The sequence below is a fragment of the Chryseobacterium sp. IT-36CA2 genome, from assembly GCF_949767875.1.
Classification (GTDB): Bacteria; Bacteroidota; Bacteroidia; order Flavobacteriales; family Weeksellaceae; genus Chryseobacterium.
In genome coordinates, this window is record NZ_CATKPG010000025.1 from 56,347 (window position 1) to 77,009 (window position 20,663).

Consider the following 20,663-nt stretch of genomic DNA (forward strand, 5'->3'; position numbering starts at 1 on the left):
GTTATGAATAAATTCCTCCGTTAATATTAATCACTTCTCCTGTAATGTAAGAAGATTTTTTAGATGCTAAAAATGCTACAAGATCTGCCACTTCTTCTGCTTCTCCAAATCTGTTGGCAGGAATCATTGCTTTCAGTTCTTCTTCATTAAAATCCTGAGTCATATCTGTTTTGATGAAACCTGGAGCTACAGCATTTACCGTAACGTTTCTTTTGGCAACTTCCTGAGCAAGAGCTTTTGTAGCACCTACCAAAGCACCTTTTGCAGCAGAATAATTGGTCTGTCCAGCAGTTCCTTTTACTCCTGATACGGAAACCATATTGATGATTCTTCCGTATTTGTTGCGAAGCAGCTTTTGGATAAAGAAATTGGTTACATTGAAGAATCCGTCCACACTTGTATTGATCACATTGTTCCAGTCTTCTTTCTGCATCCACATAAAAAGCCCGTCTCTTGTGATTCCGGCATTATTAACGATTACTTCTACCAATGCATCAGGATTTTTCTCCTGCCATTCCGTTAAAACAGCTTGTGTTTCTTCGGTATTTCCTACATCAAATTTAAGAATTTCTCCTGTAGCTCCCAATTCTTTCACTTTAGCCAATGTTTCGTTTGCTGCCGTTTCGTTTGAAGCGTAGTTGATAAGGATGTGATAGTTTTTTTCTTCAGCCAGTTTTATACAGATTGCTCTCCCGATTCCTCTGGAGCCTCCTGTTACAATTGCACATTTCATGCGTTAGTGTTTATATCGTTTTTAGTTTTTTTAAGTTGAGTTGATGCCTTTCTTTAAAAGACAATTCATGGCAGCTAATAGTTACATTCCCTTCAGATATTTCTTTACGCCTTCCAGATATGGATACATTACCATATCATCAGAGAAAGCAGGAATGATCTTTCTGATATCATCATACAGTTTTTTCGTAGATGATGAAACCTTATCCTGGAACCCAAGATATTCTACAGCCTGAATGATTGTTATAGCTTCAATTGCCAATACTTCAAAAGCATTTTCAATTACTTTTCGGCAAATCACCGCAGCGTTTGTTCCCATACTAACGATGTCCTGATTGTCATTATTGTTTGGAATACTGTGAACATACATAGAGTTTGACAACATCTGGCTTTCTGCCGTGGTAGAAGTTGCAGTAAACTGTACACCCTGCATCCCGAAATTGAAACCTAATTTACCTAAATTTACAAAAGGAGGCAAAATTTCATTGATTTTTGCATTCAGAAGATAGTTTAACTGTCTTTCTGCGAGCATGGTCAATTTGGTTACCACAATTTTCAGTTTGTCCATTTCCAGAGAGATATAGTCACCATGGAAATTTCCTCCGTGATAAACATGCTGGTCTTCAACATTGATAATTGGGTTATCATTTGCTGAATTGATTTCGTTTTCAAGAACTTTCTCCGTGTATTCCAACGTATCCAATACCGGACCTAAAATCTGAGGCACACATCTTAATGAATAATATTCCTGAACTTTTTCCTTGAATACTTTTTCCTGTTCTTCAAAGTGGGTATAAAGGTGGTCTTCTCTTTTTCTGATCAATTTACTGTCTGCCAGGTGAGCACGCATTCTTTCTGCCACTTTCTGCTGACCGTAATGTTTTTTCGTTCCGTTCAATGCTTCTGACAAGTGATCATCATAAGCCTGTACAATTTCATTGATGGCACAAGAAAGTCTTAGGGAAATATCTGTAAGCTGATTCGCTTTATAAGCATTCACAATACCGATTCCTGACATCACGGAAGTTCCGTTCATCAAAGCAAGACCTTCACGGATCTCTACTTTTATCGGTTCTAATCCTTCTGTTTCAAAAACGTCTTTGGTAGATTTTCTTTCTCCTTTATAAAAAACTTCTCCTTCTCCAATCAACACCAAAGCAAGGTGAGCCAGCTGAACAAGGTCACCGCTTGCTCCTACTCCTCCATGTTCAAAGATCAGTGGAGTAATATCTCTATTGATCAGTTCCTGAAGAAGATAAATGACAGACTGATGCACTCCTGAATTCCCTAGTGATAAGGTATTCAGTCTTGCCAGCATACATGCTTTTACTTCTTCTGCAGGTAAGGGGTTTCCGATTCCTGAAGAATGGCTTCTGATAAGGTTATACTGAAGCTGGTGTGTGTCTTCATCACTGATTTTAAACTGAGCCATCGGCCCAAAACCGGTGTTCACACCATATATTACTTTGTTTTTTGAAAATTCTTTTAAAAACTGAAAACTCTTATCCACTCTTGATAAAAGTGATTCATCCAGTTCTATTTTTTCATTCTCAATGATAATTTTTTGAAAGTCTTTCAGTTCTAAAAAGTTATTTATTTTCATCAATTAAAAGTAATAGTTGATAATTTTGTAAAATATTAATTATTTGTCACTAATTTTGCGGCAAAGATAAAAGTTATTATTAAAATAAAAAATCAAAGATGAGCAAAGAATCTGTTGACGTTCTTGTAATCGGAGCTGGACCCTCCGGATGCGTGTCTTCTTCGTACCTGAAGAACAATAACGTCAGCGTAAAAGTAGTTGAAAAGACAAAATTCCCGAGGCTGGTAGTCGGAGAAAGCTTAATTCCAAGGGTTATGGACCACTTTGAGGAGGCCGGACTTTTCCCTGCATTAGACAAAATGGGCTTTGAAAAAAAGCTTGGAGCACGTTTCCTTCGTGGTGACGAGGTCTGCATTTTTGATTTCAGCAACAAATTCGGGGAAGGCTGGGACTGGACCTGGCAGGTTCCGAGAGCTGATTTTGATAATACTCTTTCTCAGGAGGTGATTAATAAAGGAATTGATCTTGAGTTTGAGACCGAAGTTATTGACATCAGATTTGATGGAACAAATTCTGTGACTACGGTAAGAAATAAAGATGGGGAAACGAAAGAAATCCATGCTAAGTTTGTGATTGATTCCAGTGGCTATGGAAGAGTACTTCCTCGTCTGCTTGATTTAGAAAAACCTTCCAAACTGTCTCCGCACTCTGCCATTTTCTCTCATGTAAATGATATTAACAGAGAACAGGGAGAGGAAGGAACTTTAATTTCTTTTGATATCATTGAAACAGAAGTATGGCTTTGGGTAATTCCTTTTTCCAACGGAAATACCAGTGTAGGAATTGTAGGCCCTACTGAATATATTGACAAATTATCCGAAAACGGAGATGCTGCTGAAGCTTTAAGAAAGGCAATTTCTCTTTCAGATTACTATGTAAAACGTTTTGGAGAGGTAGATTTCCTTTTTGAACCTAAACATCTGAAAGATTATTCATGTTCGGTGAAAAGCTTATTCGGGGACGGATTTGCTTTAACGGGGAATGCTTCGGAATTCCTTGATCCTGTATTTTCTTCGGGAATGGCTTTTGCCACAGAATCCGGAATGCTGGCCGCAAAACTGGCTTTAAGACAGTTAAACGGAGAAAAAATTGACTGGCAGACAGAGTACTCAGACTATATTTTATACGGCGTGGATGTTTTCACCACGTATGTAAAAGAATGGTATACCGGAAATCTTCAGGAATTATTCTTTCACCAACCGGAAAATCCAGATGTAAAGAAAAAGATCTGCGCTGTTTTAGCAGGTTATGTCTGGAATAAAGACAATCCTTTTGTGAAAAAGCATGATACAGTGATTAAAAATCTTGCCAACCTGATCAAATTAGAAAAACAGGAACAGCAAAATCAAGCATAAAAAAACGGTCTGAAAATTCAGACCGTTTTTTGTTATTTCATAGATTTTTTTATTTCTCTTCCCAGGTATCTTCCCGCTGATTCATATACTGTGGCGATTCTTCCGTATTCCATAACTTCTTCCTTACTCTGAATAAATTTATCAAATTTGTTCAGCTGTACTTCAGCCAAAACCACCGAAGGATTACTGGCTTCCACCAGTTTTATATTTCCACTTAATTGTGCTTCCATCACGATCATTCCTCCGTGCCATCCAGGGAAAAGCCATTTTGTATCTACAATTAAGGTATATTGAGCCGAACCATCCTTTTTGAATATAACGTCTTTATAGTATTTGCCTAAACCTTTTGCAAAATGGTTGATATACTCTTCTTTTTTATATCGTTCCCATTCTCCGATCCATTGTTTCCATCCTAGTTTTCCTCTTTTAGGATTGGTCAGAACATCTTCTTTTCTATTTTCGAGATATTGAGCTTCTGTAAAGTTTTCTTTCATAAACAATACATTATCAAATCTAAGCTCAATATTCACTTCTTTCTGATCTTTTAAGGCCTGGAAATTTCCTGAAACAAGCTCCATTTTTTCCTGTCCGAATGCCATTGTCATCATCATCAGGAATGTCAACAATAATAATTTTTTCATAGATATTAGTTTTACTATTTAAGTACTTAAAGATATTTACTTTTATTAATAACTGATCATAAAAAAGCGGTCTGAAAATTCAGACCGCTTTTTCATTATTTTAAAGCTGTTTTAATTTCTTTTCCTAATTTCTTCCCTGTAACTTCATAAGCAGCAGCTATCCTTCCGTATTCCCATGCAAATTGTTCATTCATCTGTCTACCTCCTATTTTATCTGCCTGCAATTTCATGACTACTTTCGAAGGGTTATCAGTTTCTACAAACTTCAGGTCTGCAGTCAGTTTTCCTTCCTGCGAGCCGATCATACCACCATACCAGCCGGCGTAGATCCATTTAGCATCAACAATCAAAGTATATTTTGTCTGTGCATCTTTTTTAAAAGTTACTTTTTTTGATTTCCCATTGATTCCTTTAAGGAAATAATCTAAATATTCCGAACTTTTAAATTTCCCCCACTGATAAATCCAATTTTTCCAAACAGCCTCATTTTTTTTAGCGGTGATATCTGCTTTTCTATTTTCAAGATATTGAGCTTCTGTAAAATTTTTCTCTTGATATACCGCATTATCAAATACCAAATGGACATTTACCTCAGTTTGGTCTTTTAAAAAGTCAAAATTACCTTGTTCGAAATTAATTTTATTTTGGGCAAAAGTCGTCGTTGCAATTGCTACAAAAAATAGCAATACTAATTTTCTCATATGTATTTTAATATTTAAGAGCCCAAAGATATTATAAAAAATGAATTTTTGCTCTCACGCCTTTGATTTCATCTTAAATCAATAAAAGTGATGGGCTTTCTGCTGTTTGGATTAAAAACAGTTTTAGACAAAATGTCAAAATCTACAATTTCAATTTTCGGACTTACTCTCAATTTTGCGCGGAAGTGGTCTCTTACTTCATTAACAAAGCTATCATGCTCTTCTTCTGTACTTAGTTTAATAATAATTTCGTCAAGCCCAATCTCATTAGCCTGAATAACGATTTGATAACATAAAATGTTGTTAAAATCATTCAAAATATCGTTCATTGCAGGTGGGTATAGCGTTGTTCCTTTGTATTTGATCATCTGCTGTTTCCTTCCTACTACTGGTCCTAACCTCATCGTATTTCTTCCACACTGGCAAGGCTCATAATGGGCTTTTACAAGGTCTCCTGTTTTAAATCTCAACAGAGGAATGGCTTCCACCCCCAGAGTAGTAATTGTCAGCTCACCACTTTCTCCTTCTTTTACCGGATTTCCTTCATCATCAAGAATTTCTGAAATAATGAGTTCCGGGTGATGATGTCCTCCAATCTGGAATTCACATTCTGTAAATGCGGTACTCATCTCTGTCGAAGCATAGGTGGAAAAGAGTTTGATATCCCACTTTTCCTTGATTTTCTGTGAAAGAATATTATCCGTAAAATCCTGATTTTTGATACTTTCTCCAATACATACAGCTCCATAGACACTGGAATTCTTATAGTCTAATCCATGTTTCTCCGCATAATCAATCATTTTCAGCAGAAAGGAAGGAACTGTAATCAAATATTTAGGTTTATATCTGAAAATAGAATCCCATTGAAGTTCAGGAATTCCGGGTCCCATTCTTACCACACTTGCACCCATTTTTCTTAAGCCCAGAAAATAAGCAAGTCCTGCCATAAACCTTTTATCTATGGTGGTAATCATCTGAACCACATCTCCTTTTTGAATCCCGGCGCAGGCGAAAGATATCGCTTCATTGTATGCCAGTCTTTCAAGATCACTGTCGGACAATCCGAAAGTAACCGGATCTCCCAATGTTCCGGAAGTAGTACTGTAATCAACAATTTTATCTGGTGTTATGCAGAAAAAATCATGATTATACTGCTGAAGATCATTCTTCGTGGTGGTAGGAATCTTCTGAAGATCTTCCAACATACGGATGTCAGCAATATTGATATTATTTTCTTTGAACAGTTTCTGATAAAAAGGGGAATGGGTTTCAAGATAGGTCAAAAGCTCACGAAGTTTTTCTTCCTGAAATAGTTTGATTTCCTGAGTCCCTGCTTTCTCGATTAACGGATGAAATTCCAATGATTTTAATTTTTAAAAGGCAAATTTATTTAATTAAAATGAAAAGATTTAAAGATTCAGACATTAAAAAAATTATTTATCTCTGAAATGTAAAAGTTTGTGTATTCGTATTTTCGGCAGTATTGACAGTGGTTACTTTTAAAGTATGCGATCCCGATCCTTTCGGGCATTTTTCATCGAAAGCATAAACAAAATTATCTTTTACACGGGCAAATCTAAGCCATTTTCCATCCAGCTCAGCCCGGAATGAAACAATATCTCCTATTTTTGTTGTTCCTTTTAAAACTAAAGTACTGTTATTGACCATTGCTCCTTCTGTCCAGCTTGATGAAACAGAAGGTAGATTACTGTCAATTAATAATTTTGCAGTGCCCAATCTATTGAATTTTCCTTCTGCCCAATCATCATTCCATTTTACCTTAACAACAGTATTATCACTGCCATAATCAAGGAGGATAACGGCTTTGTCTTTTTCTGTGTTCGTTAATTTTCTATTGGGCTTTATTCTCAAAGTATATTCATCCTGAACGGGAACGTACGAACTATTTAAAACAATACCATTTGAAACAGCATTCGGATCGGTATCCGGTCTTTCATAGGCATTGAAGTTTACAGCATCATACATAGCATTTTTACTGAAAGCAATTTCAGCATTTTCTGTGGTAATAGTTTTCGCTTCGTTAGGCAATATTGTTTTTGCTGTAGAAGGTATTTTGTCTGTGGTTTTGCTTAGCTGAAGTTTTGTTGTTAAACGGCTTGTATTTCCTTTTACATCTTTCAGGACAATTTCAATGCTATGAACATTTTCATCCTGAAGTTTGATAATCCCGGTTGAATTTGGAAGGCTATAATTCTGTAGTTTCATTCCCGGTAAATCAGCTAAGTGCTGAATTCCCATTTTATCCCTGATAAATTTAGTATAATCTATACAGCCATTGATGTAACGGGTATCGTCATAGTGGATTTTATCAATTTTAAAACTGTATATCAGCTTTCCATCCATCAACAATTCTGCACTATAAATACCCAGATTAAAACCTTGATTAGCTTTATCAACGGCTTTAATGGCAAAACTTATTTCCGGAGAATTAACTTGTACAAGATTGGCTGCATAAGCATTTCCGGCTTTTTTTACTGTAATTCCGTTGGCACCAGGTTCATAAGTACTGAAACGTCGGTCATACCAATACAATCCACTTATAATGGGTGCTATATTATCAGGAATAGCAAAACCAAAAAGTAACGGATTAAGGCATTCTTCTGTTTTGGTATCTCTTATTTCAAAATGGAGATGCGGACCTGCGGATCCTCCGGTATTTCCGCTCAAAGCAACTTGCTGTCCTTTCTCTACAGGAAACTGTCCAGGTTGAAATGTAATATCCTGTTCCCATTTTTCATCTTTATATTGTCTCTCCTTTACATATTCATCAAGCTTACTAAAGTATTTGTTCAAGTGGGCATATACCGTGGTATAACCATTAGGATGAGTAATATATACAGCATTTCCAAATCCGTACCGCTCTACTTTTATCCTGCTTACATAGCCGTCTGCTGCTGCAAGAACCGGTAAGTTCTCCTGACTATTGGTTCTCAGATCCAATCCCATATGAAAGTGATTAGTCCGGACTGCCCCAAAATTAGCAGCTAACTGCATGGGAATGTTCAGCGGATTCCGGAAATAGTTTTGGGGATAATTTTGGGCGTGTGTGATGACGTTATTAATTAAACAAATAATAAGCATCAGTTTGGGAAATATTTTCATACAACATTTGAGTTTATAGGTCTATTTGAATGTACAAAATTCCGGCCAATAAGCAATTGTCATCATATTCTATTTTAGAATAACTTTTATTTTTATACGCCAAGTTTTGTCGTTTCCAGCATTGATGTTTGCCCTATAAAGGTTCAGATGAAAGAATGATTTCTTTTGATCTGATTTTATATTTCAACAACCAGAACATAAAAATAGTATTAATGAAAAAACTTAAAGATGAATTTTAAAGACCCTTTAAAAAGGATGGAAGATTTTGAAAATTAATAAGTTTAATAAGAAGAATGTCGGTAAAAATTTTATAGATATAAGTGCAATGACCATAGAAGAAAAAATGACCTCAACAATAAAGTTAAAGCTTGACGAGACCAACTACAGAACAACTAGTATTATATCCTAATTACCACGAAAATATGAAATTAAGAGATTATACTTATAAAAATGCAATTATAACTAGTTTTACTGAGCCACTACTAAGCTCGGAGGCTTCAATTATTGCAGACTTTTAAACTTTAGAAATGCTTTATGTATGGACTGGGCTGATGCGATATATGGAGATTGGTGATTTCTTTAAAAAAAATTAATACTTTACCTTCTTCCTAAAGAGTTTTAAAAACTTTAACTTACTGAAAATTCTAAACACATAATACTGCTATAAGTTGTATTGCACTGATAATGATAAATGGAATATAAAAAATTAGAATATTTAAGTAAAGCATGTTAAACAAAGAGGAAATAAACGGAATAGCAAAACGCTATATAGAGCATCTTGAAGCAAAAATGAATATTAAATTAGTTATTGTTCAAGAGCTCACAATAAATAAATCCTATGGAAATATCTATTTTTGGGGAGCACAAGATTCTAAAAAACATCGTCTGGCGGGTAATGGTCCTTTTTTGGTAGAAAGTGAAGCAGGTCGGGTTCTTCGATTCGGAACAGCTGATCCTACGGAATACTATATTACACTCTATGAGAATGGAACATGGAACCCAGGATCTAATGACATCTGGTATCCAAACTAAACTGGATTAATTTTATTGTTTCATTAAATGAAATTTCAAGAAAAATAACATGCTAACAGACAACAAAATGCTAGAAATAGCCAATAAGTATATAAAGCAAATAGGGCAAAGAATAAATATTGAACTTGAAATTCCTCACGAATTCATTAAGAAAAGCTATGGCAATGTTTATGATTATGTTGCGAAGGACTCTACGAAACATCGTTTAGCAGGCAACGGCCCATTCCTTGTAAAAAATGATACGGGCATAGTCATTCAGTTTGGAACATCAGACCATGTAGAGTATTATTTAAATGGGTATGAAAATGGCACATGGAAACCTAGCACTCATGGAGTTTGGGATCCTAACCAGAATTAATATCAGCTTTACTTTCGTATTAAAATAAAAATTTACATGTTAACAGAACAAGAAGTAATAGAAATTGCGAAAAATTACGTAAAAGAAAGAAGTGAAAAAAGTGGGTTAGATCTTATAATTTTGGAAGACAGATCTATTAAAAAATCCTATGGAATAATATTTCGATATAATACAAAAAAATTTAATCTGACAAGGGATTTTAATGATAATACTCTTCTCGGCAATTCTCCTTTTTTAGTTGAAAATAAAACTGGAAATATAGTTGTATTTGGAACGAATCAGTCTACAGCACACTATATTCAGGAATATGAAGCCGGAAGATTAACCAATACGTTGGGTTTGAATAGTAGTTTAGACTAATTTACAGCCACTTTCAGATGTTTCTTTTATTTATTTGAAAGTTGATCAAAAAAACATTAAAATGAAGCTATGCCGGATAAACAGAAGCAAGAGAAAGATGCTTTAAAAAAGATAGAAGAACTTATAAAAAAAGATCCAACATTATCAATAATATGCTCAAGATATGAAGAAAAAGATTTATTAAGAGATGATTCTGTAAAAGACGTAATTGTAGTAAGTTTATCAGACGATATTTATGGAAAATCATTTTATGTTTATATAGATGCAGAAACATTAGACTTATTATACGTACAAGGTCCTCACAGATACATAGAAATAGCTGATTTTTTTGAAATATAAATCTTGAGATTATCACAACATTTAAAGCACTTATTAATATCCAAAATATATGTAAAATATTTAAAAGAATGAATAGTAGTTTAGAATAATTTACAGCCACCTTCGGGTGGCTTTTGTATTTTTAGTAAATTAGATTATTGTTATTGGATAAATAAAAACTATTTTTCCGTGGCTGAAGAATTTAATACATTAAAATGTTTATTTTAAAAAAAAGGGAATAAACTCAATAGCAAAAAATAAACATTATGTTATCAGAAAATGAAATAATGGAGGTTGCCAATAATTTTTTAAAAGATCTGGAACCAAAAATTGGAGAACCTCTTATTTTTCCAAAAGAATTAATGATTAAAAAACCTTATGGAATATACTTTATATATCATTCAAAAAAATATTTGGAAACTAAAGATTGGGAGGAAAAACTTTTAGGAAATGCACCCTTTTTAGTAGAAAAGAGTACTGGAAAAATAATAGAGTTTGGGACATCTAGAAGTATGGATGAATATATTAAAGAATATGAAGCAGGAAAATATTCTTAATTTTTTAAGTTAAACTTTATTCATTTTAATTAATATGTTAACAGATAATCAAATGCTAGAAATAGCAAAAAAATACATAAAATTAAACGAAGAAGAAATAAATATAGAATTGATTATTGTTGAACAACTTACAATAAATAAGCCTTATGGAAATATCTATTCTTATGGACCAAAAGACTTTAAATATCGTTTAGCAGGTAATGGGCCATTTCTCGTAAAAAATGATACAGGCTTAGTCATTCAATTTGGAACTTCTAATGATGTAGAATATTATATAACAGGATATGAAGATGGCACATGGAAACCTAGCACTCATGGAGTTGGGGATCCTAACCAGAATTAATATCAGCTTCACTTTCGTATTAAAATAAAAATTTACATGTTAACAGAGCAACAAGTAATAGAAATCGCAAAAAATTACGTAAAAGAAAGAAAAGAGAAAAGTGGATTAGACCTTGTCATTTTAGATAACGAAGCAATAAAAAAGCCTTATGGTATTATATTTTTTTACAATACAAAAAAATATAATGAAACAAGAAATGATGACGATAATACTTTACTTGGGAATGCTCCTTTCTTGGTAGAAAACAAAACAGGAAACATTGTAGTATTTGGAACCAGTAAATCTGAAGAATATTATATTCAAGAATACGAGGCAGGAAGATTTACTAACACTTTAGGGTCAAATAGTAGCCTAGAATAATTCACAGCCACCTTCGGGTGGCTTTTTTATAGATAATATAACTTCAATCTCAGACTCAAAACAGTCAGAAAAATTCACTTTTTCACCATTCACCATTCACTTTTTCACACTTCTTTCATTTATATTTCTGAAATTGAACTTTTTAATAGAAATTACCTAAATAAAACATATATTATAAACCGACAAATTTTAGTAAATTTGCAGACTTAATTAATCAACGATATTGAGATACTTACAATGAGCCAATTTAAAGAATACAAAAACCTCAACCTTATTGACGTAGCAGAGAATGTAGCGGAATTTTGGAAACAAAATAAAACCTTCAATAAGAGTGTTGAGATTCGTCAGGGAAATCCTGAGTTTGTTTTTTATGAAGGTCCGCCTTCAGCAAACGGTATGCCTGGAATTCACCACGTAATGGCAAGAGCATTGAAAGATATTTTCTGCCGTTACCAGACTCAAAACGGAAAGCAGGTTTTCCGTAAAGCAGGCTGGGATACGCATGGTCTTCCTGTGGAACTGGGTGTAGAAAAAGAATTAGGAATCACGAAAGAAGATATTGGCAAAAAAATCTCTATTGAAGACTATAATAAAGCTTGCCGTGAAGCAGTAATGCGTTATACCGATGTATGGAATAACCTTACAGAGAAAATCGGATATTGGGTAGACCTTGATGATCCGTACATCACGTACAAGTCAAAATATATGGAAACCGTTTGGTGGTTATTGAAACAGTTGTATAGCAAAGATTTGTTGTACAAAGGTTACACGATCCAGCCTTACTCACCGAAAGCAGGAACAGGACTTTCTTCTCACGAGCTGAATCAGCCCGGAACGTATCGTGATGTCTCAGACACAACGGTTGTGGCTCAGTTTAAAGTAAAGAAAGACTCTTCAGCATTATTCAATGATGTTGACGGGGATGTTCATATCCTTGCATGGACGACTACTCCATGGACGCTTCCATCCAATACCGCTCTTACCGTAGGTAGAGATATTGAATATGTTGTAGTGAAAACCTTCAATCAATATACATTTGAACCTGTAACGGTTGTTTTATCAAGCGTTCTTTTACCTAAAGTTTTCGGTAAAAAATATGCAGAAGGTACAGATGAGGATTTTGCTAACTATACTCCGGAAACTAAAGTAATTCCTTTCAGAGTTTTAAAAGAATTCACAGGAGAAAAACTTGTTGATACAAGATATGAGCAGTTAGTTCCTTGGTTTACACCAAATGATAACCCTGAAAATGCATTCAGAGTAATTTTAGGAGATTTCGTAACGACTGAGGATGGAACAGGTATCGTTCATACAGCACCTACTTTCGGTGCGGATGATGCGAGAGTTGCTAAAATGGCTCAGCCTGAAATTCCGCCAATGTTGGTAAAAGATGAAAATGACAATCTTGTACCATTGGTAGACTTACAAGGTAGATTCATCAAAGGAGACAATGTGCCTGAGGTATTCTCCGGAACTTATATCAAAAATGAATATTACGATGAAGGAACTGCTCCTGAGAAATCATGGGATGTAGAACTTGCCATCCTGTTGAAAACAGAGAACAAAGCTTTCAAAGTAGAGAAATATGTTCACTCCTATCCACACTGCTGGAGAACAGATAAGCCGGTATTGTATTATCCGCTGGATTCATGGTTTGTGAAAATGGCTGCTGTAAAAGACAGATTGGTTAATTTAAACAAAGAAATCAACTGGAAGCCAAAAGCTACCGGAGAAGGACGTTTTGCCAACTGGTTGGAAAATGTAAACGACTGGAACCTTTCCCGTTCAAGATATTGGGGTATTCCGTTGCCAATCTGGAGAACAGAGGATCTGAAAGAAGAAAAGATCATCGGTTCTGTAGAAGAATTATACAACGAAATCGAAAAATCAATTGCAGCAGGATTGATGACTGAAAACCCGTTCAAAGGTTTCATCATCGGAAATATGTCTGAGTCTAATTATGAGCTTGTGGATCTTCACAAAAATGTAGTAGACAAAGTAGTATTGGTTTCTGATTCAGGAAAAGCAATGAGACGTGAAAGCGACTTGATCGACGTTTGGTTCGATTCAGGTTCTATGCCGTATGCACAGTTGCATTATCCTTTTGAAAACAAAGAATTAATAGACAATAATAAAGCATTCCCAGCTGATTTCATTGCAGAAGGTGTTGACCAGACACGTGGGTGGTTCTATACCCTTCACGCCATCGGAACGGCTGTATTTGATTCAGTTGCTTATAAAAATGTAATGAGTAACGGTCTTGTTCTGGATAAGAACGGACAAAAAATGTCAAAACGTTTAGGAAATGCAGTAGATCCATTCGAAACACTTGCTGTATACGGACCGGATGCTACACGTTGGTACATGATCTCCAATGCCAACCCATGGGAAAACCTGAAGTTTGACATTGAAGGAATTGACGAAGTAAGAAGAAAGTTCTTCGGAACCCTTTACAATACCTATTCATTCTTTGCTTTATATGCGAATGTGGATGGTTTCAACTATTCTGAAAAAGAAGTGGAAAACCGTCCGGAAATCGACAGATGGATCCTTTCTGAACTGAACTTATTGATCAAGGAAGTGAAAGCTTTCTATGAAGACTATGAGCCAACAAGAGTAGCGAGAGCAATCAGCAATTTCGTGAATGATAACTTAAGCAACTGGTATGTAAGATTGTGTAGAAGACGTTTCTGGAAAGGAGATTATTCTGATGACAAAATCTCTGCTTACCAGACTTTATACACTTGTCTTGAAGTAGTAGCAAAATTGTCTGCTCCAATTGCTCCGTTCTTTATGGATCAATTGTATCAGGATTTAAATAAAGTAACAGGTAAAGAAAACTGTGAATCTGTACACCTTACAGACTTCCCGGTAGCTAATGAAAGCTTAATTGATCAGGATCTGGTTGAAAAAACGCATTTAGCTCAGAACATTACAAGTATGGTTTTCTCTTTGAGAAAGAAAGAAAATGTAAAAGTTCGTCAGCCGTTACAGAAAGTATTGGTGCCTGTGTTGGATTCTAAAGCAGAAGAACAGATTCTTGCTGTTGCTGATCTTATCAAGCAGGAAGTAAACGTGAAAGAATTACAGTTAATTAATGCGGAGGAAGCATCTCACTTAATTGTAAAACAGATAAAACCTAACTTCAAAACTCTTGGTCCTAAATTAGGAAAAGACATGAAGGTAGTAGGTGCCGAGATTACCAATCTTACCACAGAGCAGATTGCAGGTCTTGAAAAAGAAGGAAAACTTGATGTTCAGGGATATGAGATCACACTTGATGATGTGGAAATCTCTACAAAAGATATTCCGGGATGGACGGTTACTTCTGATGGAAAGACAACTGTGGCATTAGATTTGACGTTAACCGATGAGTTAAAATCTGAAGGGATCGCAAGAGAGTTCATCAACAGAATTCAAAACCTGCGAAAAGACAAAGATTTTGAACTGACAGACAGAATTTCAATCACATTGGAAGAAAACTCTCCTTTCTTACATGAGATTAAGAAAAATGAAGAATATATTTCTTCTGAGGTCTTGTCAAATAAAATAGAAATTGTATCTTCACTTTCAAATTTTAACGAAATCGAAATAGATGAGGTTAATTTTAAGATAAATGTTGAAAAAAATTAACATGTAGTTATTATATTTCAAATTCCATTTCATAATTTTATTAAAAAAGAGAACGAATATGTCAGACGAAAGAGTTAGATACAGCGATGCTGATTTACAGGAATTTAAAGCGATCATTAAAGAAAAAATAGAAAAAGCAGAAAAAGATCTTCAGCTAATCAGAGAAAGTTTCATCAACGACCAGAATAACGGAACGGATGACACCTCTCCTACTTTCAAAGCTTTTGAAGAAGGAGCAGAAACATTAAGCAAAGAACAAAATTCTATTTTGGCAGGAAGACAGGAAAAATTCGTGCGTGACCTTAAAAATGCTTTGATCAGAATCGAAAATAAAACGTACGGTGTTTGCAGAGTAACAGGAAAACTGATTCCTAAGGAAAGACTTTTAGCCGTTCCTCACGCTACGCTGAGCATCGAAGCGAAAAATATGCAAAAATAACCGTAAGGTTTGAAAAATAATATTGGGTTTATATCGTATTCACGGATACTTTATAAACCTAATTTTTAATGTATACCCATGAGCGAATTATTAATTTTGGGATTTATTGTCGCCATAGTCCTGCTGTTTTTCAACAGAGAATGGATCAAAAACAGATTCTTCCCTGATCAACAGAAGAACTATACGATTGATGATCAATTCAATTCTGATAAACGCGAACGGGAGAAAGAGATTGACAGACTTTTGAGTAAGATGGGCAAAAACGGAGTCAATGATTTGTCTGAAAAAGATAGAAAACGACTCGATGAATTGTCCAAAATGTAAAAAAAATAAATAATAAGAAATGGAATCTATAATAGTACATCCAAAAAATGCAATGGAGCTTAGCGCACTGAAAAGTGTATTGAAAGAAATGGGCATTAAATTTGAAAAAGCCCATGTTAAAAGTTCATATAACGGACAGAAAGTAGTCAAGAAAGCAAGCGATAACAAAAATGTAAAGCCTGCTTCAAAACCTAAAGGACAGTAATGAAAAAGATTTTAGCGATAACATTTTTGGTGTTATTAATTGACCAGGCTTCAAAAATTTATATCAAAACCCATTTTAATCTGGATGACAGCATAACTGTTTTGCCAGGTTTTAAGCTGACCTTCGTAGAAAACCCGGGAATGGCTTACGGATTTCACTTCGGAGGAATTATCGGAAAATATTTTCTGGTAATCCTAAGAATCTTCCTGATCGGAGGAATGGTTTATATGTTTAAAAAATGGCTGAAAGAAGGAGCTTCCAACTATCTTTTGATCCCAATGGCCGTCATCTTTGCCGGAGCTATCGGAAATCTTATCGATGGAATGTTCTATGGAATGATCTTCGACAGTGGAACCATATATGATCCAAGTATTGACCGATGGATTGGCTATGGAGGAATTTCCAAATTTGCCCCTTTTGGACACGGATATTCTACTTTTATGAAAGGATGTGTGGTAGATATGCTTCACTTCCCGCTGGTAGACTGGTATGTTCCTGAAAGCTGGCCATTAATTGGCGGAAAACATATTGAATTCTTCAAATATATTTTCAACGTTGCAGATTCTGCCATTACTGTAGGAGCAGCATTCTTATTAATATTCAGAAAAAAAGCTTTCCCGAACGGTCTGGAGTTTTAAATGATATATTTCGGATGAAAAAAATAATCAAAAATATTTTTAAAATTTTCCTGCTTCTTTTCGTTGCAGGAATTATTTTTATTGCCTGGGCAAATTACAGCATCAAAAAGGACAGTGAACCATTCGTTTCCTACAATATTTCTGATGTACCGGAAGCTAAAACAGGTTTGTTATTGGGAACTGGAAAAGTGCTGAGCGATGGAAGCCCGAATGCTTATTTCTTTAACAGAATTAAAGCCGCAGCAGATTTATTTAAAAGCGGAAAAATACAATATATCATCGTCAGTGGTGACAACAGCACCAAAGATTATAATGAACCTGAAGACATGCAGCTGGCATTGATGCAGAGCGGAGTTCCACAGGATAAAATCATCCTGGACCACGCCGGATTCAGAACGTTGGATTCTGTAGTTAGAGCAAAAGATATTTTCAGCCAGACAAAATTGGTGATTATTTCTCAGAAATTTCACAATGAAAGAGCTGTTTTTCTGGCCAGAAAAAATGGAATGGAAGCATTTGGATATAATGCAGCAGATGTAAATAAATATGCCGGATTAAAGACCAATTTGAGAGAATATTTCGCGAAAGCTAAAGCATACTGGGATCTCCTTTTCGGAGTAGAGCCTAAATTTGGAGGAGAGAAGATTGCGATTCCTTAATTTTTTTGCCCACGAATCTCACAGATTTTCACGGATGATTGAGAAAAGATAGATTGATTATTTTGGATTGATAGGTTTTGGCTGAAGCCAATGGATGGGTTGTTCATTTGAAGTAGCTGGGCTAAAGCCCACCCCTATTGAATCAAGTTATTTAAAGATAATATCTTTTATCTTTTATCTTTTATCTTTTATCTTTTATCTTTCGTTATTCCCGGCAAACCTCGTAAATTTGCTATTCATTAATTTTTAAATATAAATTTTAAACAAATGTCAAGAATTCTTACCGGCATTCAAGCCACCGGAACACCCCATCTTGGAAACCTATTGGGGGCCATTATTCCTGCTATTGAACTATCCAAGCAGGAAGGAAATGAATCATTTTTATTTATTGCGAATCTTCACACGCTTACACAGATTAAAGATGCGCAGACTTTAAGACAAAATACCTACGAGATTGCTGCGGCTTGGCTTGCTTGTGGATTAGATACTGAAAAAACATTTTTCTACAGACAAAGTGATATCGCTGAAACCTGTGAACTTTCTTGGCATTTATCATGTTTTTTTCCTTATCAAAGATTAACACTGGCTCATTCATTTAAGGATAAAGCAGACAGACTTCAGGACGTAAATGCAGGTCTGTTTACTTACCCTATTTTGATGGCTGCAGATATTTTACTGTATGATGCTGAAATTGTACCGGTAGGAAAGGATCAGCTTCAACACCTAGAATTTGCAAGGGATGTAGCTTCAAGATTCAACAATCAGATGGGTGAAATTCTTGTATTGCCACAATCTGAACTTCAGGAAGATACGAAATATGTTCCTGGAACAGATGGCCAGAAAATGTCAAAATCAAGAGGAAATATCATCAATATTTTCTTACCTGAAAAGGAGCTTAAAAAACAGGTTATGAGTATTGAATCGGATTCGAAATCTTTAGAAGAGCCTAAAGATCCTGAAACGGATAAAACATTCCAGATTTATCAGCTGGTTGCTACACCTGAACAGACTGAAGAATTAAGAGCAAAATACCTTGCCGGAAATTTCGGATACGGACATGCTAAAAAAGAATTGCTGGATCTTATTCTGGTGCGTTTTGCCAAAGAAAGAGAAACGTTCGCTTATTATATGAGTAATCTTGACGAACTGGAAGCAAAACTTCAGGAAGGAGCACAAAAAACAAGACCTATCGCTCTGGAAACTCTTAAAAGAGTAAGAACAAGCTTAGGATTTTAATTCTGAGTTTTAAACATAAGAAAGCCTTTCGTTTGAAAGGCTTTTTCTATTTTTATAAAGTATTTTTTTTAACTGGCTTTATTCTTTGTAAGGATAAAGTAATGCATCTGATCTCCATATTCATAATCGATATCCCAGCCTGGATATTGTTTGATGATAGTTTTAATGATAGACAATCCCAATCCGGTAGAGGTATGATCTGATCCCTGTTTATAGAAACGGTTGAAAATCATGGATTTATCTAAAGGAATAGATGCTCCACTGTTTTGGAAAGTTATCCGGTTATTTTCAACAATGATATTTAAACTCCCTTCCTGATGGTTATATTTAACCGCATTTTTAAGAAGATTCGACAATAGAATATCTGCCAGATCCTGATTAAAATCTGCTATAAATTGTCCTTTCTCAATGATATTGACCTCTATTTTTTTAAAAGCAATAAAATCTTCATAATTATGAACCAGCTGAGCAATCATCCCATTAAAATTGACATCTGATGTTTTATTAAACTGACTGTTCTCAATTTTGGAAAGCATTAATAAAGATTTATTCAGTCCCACCATTCTCCTCAAGTCATTCTTCACATCGGAAAGAAATGTCAGGCTCTTTTTATCAAGATCATCATTCTGGATCATGAGATCAATCTTATTAATCACAATCGCCAAAGGAGTTTGAAGTTCATGAGATGCATTTTCAATAAACTGTTTCTGCTGGTAGAAAACAAGTTCATTACGTTCAATCATTTCATTGATTTCTATATCTAATTCTTCAAATTCAGTGATTTTGTAATTTTGATTTTCCTGAGAAAAAGGGATTCCAAACTGATATTTTTTAAGCTTATCCAAAATCCGATAAAACGGCCTCATTGCTTTATTAAGAAGATATCCGTTGACACCCACAATACTTATGACCAAAAGAATATAAAGTACAATCAAAGCAGTCGTAAGATCGTAGATCAACTCGTCTTCTTCTACAGTAGAAGTTCTTATAACAAGCCGTTGCTGCTTTTTAAACTGATCAATAAAGTCTGCCTCAAGAACCCGGTAAGGCTGGTCTTTATCATCATATTCCATATAATACATCTTGTTGTACAACCTGCTTTTGTTTTGATAATCTCCAGCTTTAATGGGGTTGATTTTAAATTCATTGAATCCAAAATCATTATTGTTCAAAAGCTGAGGATTAAGATAAACAGCCTTAATGATCTGTATTTTTCTATCCCTTAAACCATCATCCACATTATCATGCACTTCATCCAGGATATAGGCATAAAACAGACCTGCCCACACCGCTATAATCAGCAGCAGGATCATGATCAGGTATTTTATGGTGTAGTATTTTAATGAGCTTTTCATCAGATGAATTTATATCCTATTCCGTACACAGCCTGAAAATCGGCTTCTGCATTGAGATTTTTTAATTTTTTGCGAAGATTTTTAATCTGAGAATAAATAAAATCCAGACTGTCTGCCTGATCTATATAATCTCCCCAAATAGCCTCTGCTAATGTAGTCTTCTGTAATGTCTTTTCAGGATGAATCACAAAATAGTATAAAAGATCATACTCTTTACGATTAAGCACAAGCTCTACTTCACCTATTTTTACCGTTCTGTTCTCCGGATCAATACTTATATTTTTGTAGCGGATAATATTTTCACCATCCTGATTTTTTCTTCTGATCACAGACTTAATTCTCGCCATAAGTTCTGCAAGGTGGAAGGGTTTTGCAAGATAATCATCGGCCCCGATTTCCAGCCCGGTTACCTTATCATCTACAGAATCTTTGGCAGAAAGAATGATCACAGGATCTTTCTTGTGCATTTTTTTGATCTCTTTCAGCAGATCTATTCCGTTTCCGTCTGGCAGCATAATATCGAGCAAAATACAGTCATATTCGTATGAAATAATTTTGTCTAGTCCGTTGCTGTAATTTTCTGCATACTCTACAATAAAATGTTCTGCCTCCAGAAATTTCTGTACTGTATCTTTCAGTTCGGGTTCATCTTCTACTATTAAAATCTTCATATTTCCGGTTATATAAATTC

Annotated in this window: 23 protein-coding genes; 15 read left to right on the top strand and 8 right to left on the bottom strand. The window is 35.0% G+C overall.

Going from position 1 to position 20,663, the window contains the following annotated elements; translation table 11 throughout:
• Position 1 precedes the first annotated feature (1 nt).
• Together fabG and ACM6F9_RS20625 are read right to left on the bottom strand one after the other, a co-directional pair.
• On the bottom strand, positions 2 to 733 hold the full coding sequence (gene fabG / locus ACM6F9_RS20620; protein WP_414847407.1) for a 3-oxoacyl-ACP reductase FabG: 732 nt from the start codon (positions 731 to 733) through the stop codon (positions 2 to 4).
• A gap of 81 nt (positions 734 to 814) precedes the next feature.
• A complete protein-coding gene (locus ACM6F9_RS20625) occupies positions 815 to 2,335 on the bottom strand; it encodes an HAL/PAL/TAL family ammonia-lyase (RefSeq protein WP_414847408.1) in 1,521 nt (506 codons plus the stop codon).
• Positions 2,336 to 2,433: 98 nt separating this feature from the next.
• Between ACM6F9_RS20625 and ACM6F9_RS20630 the strand changes: the two genes are divergently transcribed.
• Positions 2,434 to 3,690, top strand: a complete 1,257-nt coding sequence (locus ACM6F9_RS20630) for an NAD(P)/FAD-dependent oxidoreductase (protein WP_414847409.1) — start codon at positions 2,434 to 2,436, stop codon at positions 3,688 to 3,690.
• 32 nt (positions 3,691 to 3,722) lie between these two features.
• On the opposite strand, the gene ACM6F9_RS20635 is transcribed toward ACM6F9_RS20630, so the two are convergent.
• The 4 genes from ACM6F9_RS20635 to ACM6F9_RS20650 all read right to left on the bottom strand — a co-directional run bounded on the left by ACM6F9_RS20635 (position 3,723) and on the right by ACM6F9_RS20650 (position 8,155).
• Positions 3,723 to 4,331 carry a hypothetical protein gene (locus ACM6F9_RS20635; RefSeq protein ID WP_414847410.1) on the bottom strand — a complete coding sequence of 203 codons (609 nt, stop codon included), beginning with the start codon at positions 4,329 to 4,331 and terminating at the stop codon, positions 3,723 to 3,725.
• Positions 4,332 to 4,426: 95 nt separating this feature from the next.
• Positions 4,427 to 5,032: a hypothetical protein gene (locus tag ACM6F9_RS20640; protein WP_414847411.1), complete on the bottom strand. Its 606-nt coding sequence runs from the start codon at positions 5,030 to 5,032 to the stop codon at positions 4,427 to 4,429.
• A 68-nt stretch (positions 5,033 to 5,100) separates the two neighbouring features.
• Positions 5,101 to 6,393 (bottom strand): phenylacetate--CoA ligase family protein, encoded by a 1,293-nt coding sequence (locus ACM6F9_RS20645; RefSeq protein WP_414847412.1) that lies wholly within the window; start codon positions 6,391 to 6,393, stop codon positions 5,101 to 5,103.
• Between the two features lie 76 nt (positions 6,394 to 6,469).
• The gene (locus ACM6F9_RS20650) at positions 6,470 to 8,155 is read right to left on the bottom strand and encodes a M23 family metallopeptidase (protein ID WP_414847413.1); all 1,686 of its coding nucleotides are present in this window, start codon (positions 8,153 to 8,155) and stop codon (positions 6,470 to 6,472) included.
• Between the two features lie 726 nt (positions 8,156 to 8,881).
• Between ACM6F9_RS20650 and ACM6F9_RS20655 the strand changes: the two genes are divergently transcribed.
• The 14 genes from ACM6F9_RS20655 to trpS all read left to right on the top strand — a co-directional run bounded on the left by ACM6F9_RS20655 (position 8,882) and on the right by trpS (position 18,617).
• Positions 8,882 to 9,187 carry a hypothetical protein gene (locus ACM6F9_RS20655; RefSeq protein WP_414847414.1) on the top strand — a complete coding sequence of 102 codons (306 nt, stop codon included), beginning with the start codon at positions 8,882 to 8,884 and terminating at the stop codon, positions 9,185 to 9,187.
• A gap of 49 nt (positions 9,188 to 9,236) precedes the next feature.
• Positions 9,237 to 9,545, top strand: a complete 309-nt coding sequence (locus ACM6F9_RS20660) for a hypothetical protein (RefSeq protein WP_414847415.1) — start codon at positions 9,237 to 9,239, stop codon at positions 9,543 to 9,545.
• 36 nt (positions 9,546 to 9,581) lie between these two features.
• Positions 9,582 to 9,905, top strand: a complete 324-nt coding sequence (locus ACM6F9_RS20665) for a hypothetical protein (RefSeq protein WP_414847416.1) — start codon at positions 9,582 to 9,584, stop codon at positions 9,903 to 9,905.
• A 69-nt stretch (positions 9,906 to 9,974) separates the two neighbouring features.
• Complete coding sequence (locus tag ACM6F9_RS20670; protein WP_414847417.1) at positions 9,975 to 10,244, top strand: hypothetical protein; 270 nt, start codon at positions 9,975 to 9,977, stop codon at positions 10,242 to 10,244.
• Between the two features lie 245 nt (positions 10,245 to 10,489).
• Positions 10,490 to 10,780 carry a YrhB domain-containing protein gene (locus tag ACM6F9_RS20675; protein WP_414847418.1) on the top strand — a complete coding sequence of 97 codons (291 nt, stop codon included), beginning with the start codon at positions 10,490 to 10,492 and terminating at the stop codon, positions 10,778 to 10,780.
• Between the two features lie 52 nt (positions 10,781 to 10,832).
• Positions 10,833 to 11,123 (top strand): hypothetical protein, encoded by a 291-nt coding sequence (locus tag ACM6F9_RS20680; protein WP_414847419.1) that lies wholly within the window; start codon positions 10,833 to 10,835, stop codon positions 11,121 to 11,123.
• Between the two features lie 36 nt (positions 11,124 to 11,159).
• Positions 11,160 to 11,483 (top strand): hypothetical protein, encoded by a 324-nt coding sequence (locus tag ACM6F9_RS20685; RefSeq protein WP_414847420.1) that lies wholly within the window; start codon positions 11,160 to 11,162, stop codon positions 11,481 to 11,483.
• 237 nt (positions 11,484 to 11,720) lie between these two features.
• Complete coding sequence (gene ileS, locus ACM6F9_RS20690; protein ID WP_414847421.1) at positions 11,721 to 15,116, top strand: isoleucine--tRNA ligase; 3,396 nt, start codon at positions 11,721 to 11,723, stop codon at positions 15,114 to 15,116.
• A 58-nt stretch (positions 15,117 to 15,174) separates the two neighbouring features.
• Entirely contained in the window at positions 15,175 to 15,555 is a 381-nt protein-coding gene (locus ACM6F9_RS20695; RefSeq protein ID WP_002983772.1) for a TraR/DksA family transcriptional regulator, read from the top strand.
• 78 nt (positions 15,556 to 15,633) lie between these two features.
• The gene (locus ACM6F9_RS20700; protein WP_414847422.1) at positions 15,634 to 15,879 is read left to right on the top strand and encodes a DUF6576 domain-containing protein; all 246 of its coding nucleotides are present in this window, start codon (positions 15,634 to 15,636) and stop codon (positions 15,877 to 15,879) included.
• A 19-nt stretch (positions 15,880 to 15,898) separates the two neighbouring features.
• Positions 15,899 to 16,084, top strand: a complete 186-nt coding sequence (locus ACM6F9_RS20705; RefSeq protein WP_414847423.1) for a DUF2683 family protein — start codon at positions 15,899 to 15,901, stop codon at positions 16,082 to 16,084.
• Entirely contained in the window at positions 16,084 to 16,722 is a 639-nt protein-coding gene (locus ACM6F9_RS20710; protein ID WP_414847424.1) for a lipoprotein signal peptidase, read from the top strand. The genes ACM6F9_RS20705 and ACM6F9_RS20710 overlap by 1 nt, the downstream gene beginning before the upstream one ends.
• 14 nt (positions 16,723 to 16,736) lie before the next feature.
• Positions 16,737 to 17,381, top strand: coding sequence for a SanA/YdcF family protein (locus ACM6F9_RS20715; RefSeq protein ID WP_414847425.1), 645 nt, complete (start codon positions 16,737 to 16,739; stop codon positions 17,379 to 17,381).
• Between the two features lie 267 nt (positions 17,382 to 17,648).
• The gene (trpS, locus tag ACM6F9_RS20720; RefSeq protein ID WP_414847426.1) at positions 17,649 to 18,617 is read left to right on the top strand and encodes a tryptophan--tRNA ligase; all 969 of its coding nucleotides are present in this window, start codon (positions 17,649 to 17,651) and stop codon (positions 18,615 to 18,617) included.
• A 68-nt stretch (positions 18,618 to 18,685) separates the two neighbouring features.
• Here the strand turns inward: trpS and ACM6F9_RS20725 are convergent, their stop codons facing one another.
• Both ACM6F9_RS20725 and ACM6F9_RS20730 read right to left on the bottom strand, forming a co-directional pair.
• The gene (locus tag ACM6F9_RS20725) at positions 18,686 to 19,972 is read right to left on the bottom strand and encodes a sensor histidine kinase (RefSeq protein ID WP_414847427.1); all 1,287 of its coding nucleotides are present in this window, start codon (positions 19,970 to 19,972) and stop codon (positions 18,686 to 18,688) included.
• Positions 19,972 to 20,643, bottom strand: coding sequence for a response regulator transcription factor (locus ACM6F9_RS20730; protein WP_414847428.1), 672 nt, complete (start codon positions 20,641 to 20,643; stop codon positions 19,972 to 19,974). The genes ACM6F9_RS20725 and ACM6F9_RS20730 overlap by 1 nt, the downstream gene beginning before the upstream one ends.
• Positions 20,644 to 20,663 lie beyond the last annotated feature (20 nt).

Excerpts from the sequence above, each read along its gene's own strand:
- fabG (WP_414847407.1), bottom strand. The coding sequence starts at position 733 with ATGAAATGTGCAATTGTAACAGGAGGCTCCAGAGGAATCGGGAGAGCA.
- ACM6F9_RS20625 (WP_414847408.1), bottom strand. The coding sequence starts at position 2,335 with ATGAAAATAAATAACTTTTTAGAACTGAAAGACTTTCAAAAAATTATC.
- ACM6F9_RS20630 (WP_414847409.1), top strand. The coding sequence starts at position 2,434 with ATGAGCAAAGAATCTGTTGACGTTCTTGTAATCGGAGCTGGACCCTCC.
- ACM6F9_RS20635 (WP_414847410.1), bottom strand. The coding sequence starts at position 4,331 with ATGAAAAAATTATTATTGTTGACATTCCTGATGATGATGACAATGGCA.
- ACM6F9_RS20640 (WP_414847411.1), bottom strand. The coding sequence starts at position 5,032 with ATGAGAAAATTAGTATTGCTATTTTTTGTAGCAATTGCAACGACGACT.
- ACM6F9_RS20650 (WP_414847413.1), bottom strand. The coding sequence starts at position 8,155 with ATGAAAATATTTCCCAAACTGATGCTTATTATTTGTTTAATTAATAAC.
- ACM6F9_RS20655 (WP_414847414.1), top strand. The coding sequence starts at position 8,882 with ATGTTAAACAAAGAGGAAATAAACGGAATAGCAAAACGCTATATAGAG.
- ACM6F9_RS20660 (WP_414847415.1), top strand. The coding sequence starts at position 9,237 with ATGCTAACAGACAACAAAATGCTAGAAATAGCCAATAAGTATATAAAG.
- ACM6F9_RS20665 (WP_414847416.1), top strand. The coding sequence starts at position 9,582 with ATGTTAACAGAACAAGAAGTAATAGAAATTGCGAAAAATTACGTAAAA.
- ACM6F9_RS20670 (WP_414847417.1), top strand. The coding sequence starts at position 9,975 with ATGCCGGATAAACAGAAGCAAGAGAAAGATGCTTTAAAAAAGATAGAA.
- ACM6F9_RS20675 (WP_414847418.1), top strand. The coding sequence starts at position 10,490 with ATGTTATCAGAAAATGAAATAATGGAGGTTGCCAATAATTTTTTAAAA.
- ACM6F9_RS20680 (WP_414847419.1), top strand. The coding sequence starts at position 10,833 with ATGCTAGAAATAGCAAAAAAATACATAAAATTAAACGAAGAAGAAATA.
- ACM6F9_RS20685 (WP_414847420.1), top strand. The coding sequence starts at position 11,160 with ATGTTAACAGAGCAACAAGTAATAGAAATCGCAAAAAATTACGTAAAA.
- ileS (WP_414847421.1), top strand. The coding sequence starts at position 11,721 with ATGAGCCAATTTAAAGAATACAAAAACCTCAACCTTATTGACGTAGCA.
- ACM6F9_RS20695 (WP_002983772.1), top strand. The coding sequence starts at position 15,175 with ATGTCAGACGAAAGAGTTAGATACAGCGATGCTGATTTACAGGAATTT.
- ACM6F9_RS20700 (WP_414847422.1), top strand. The coding sequence starts at position 15,634 with ATGAGCGAATTATTAATTTTGGGATTTATTGTCGCCATAGTCCTGCTG.
- ACM6F9_RS20705 (WP_414847423.1), top strand. The coding sequence starts at position 15,899 with ATGGAATCTATAATAGTACATCCAAAAAATGCAATGGAGCTTAGCGCA.
- ACM6F9_RS20710 (WP_414847424.1), top strand. The coding sequence starts at position 16,084 with ATGAAAAAGATTTTAGCGATAACATTTTTGGTGTTATTAATTGACCAG.
- ACM6F9_RS20715 (WP_414847425.1), top strand. The coding sequence starts at position 16,737 with ATGAAAAAAATAATCAAAAATATTTTTAAAATTTTCCTGCTTCTTTTC.
- trpS (WP_414847426.1), top strand. The coding sequence starts at position 17,649 with ATGTCAAGAATTCTTACCGGCATTCAAGCCACCGGAACACCCCATCTT.
- ACM6F9_RS20725 (WP_414847427.1), bottom strand. The coding sequence starts at position 19,972 with ATGAAAAGCTCATTAAAATACTACACCATAAAATACCTGATCATGATC.
- ACM6F9_RS20730 (WP_414847428.1), bottom strand. The coding sequence starts at position 20,643 with ATGAAGATTTTAATAGTAGAAGATGAACCCGAACTGAAAGATACAGTA.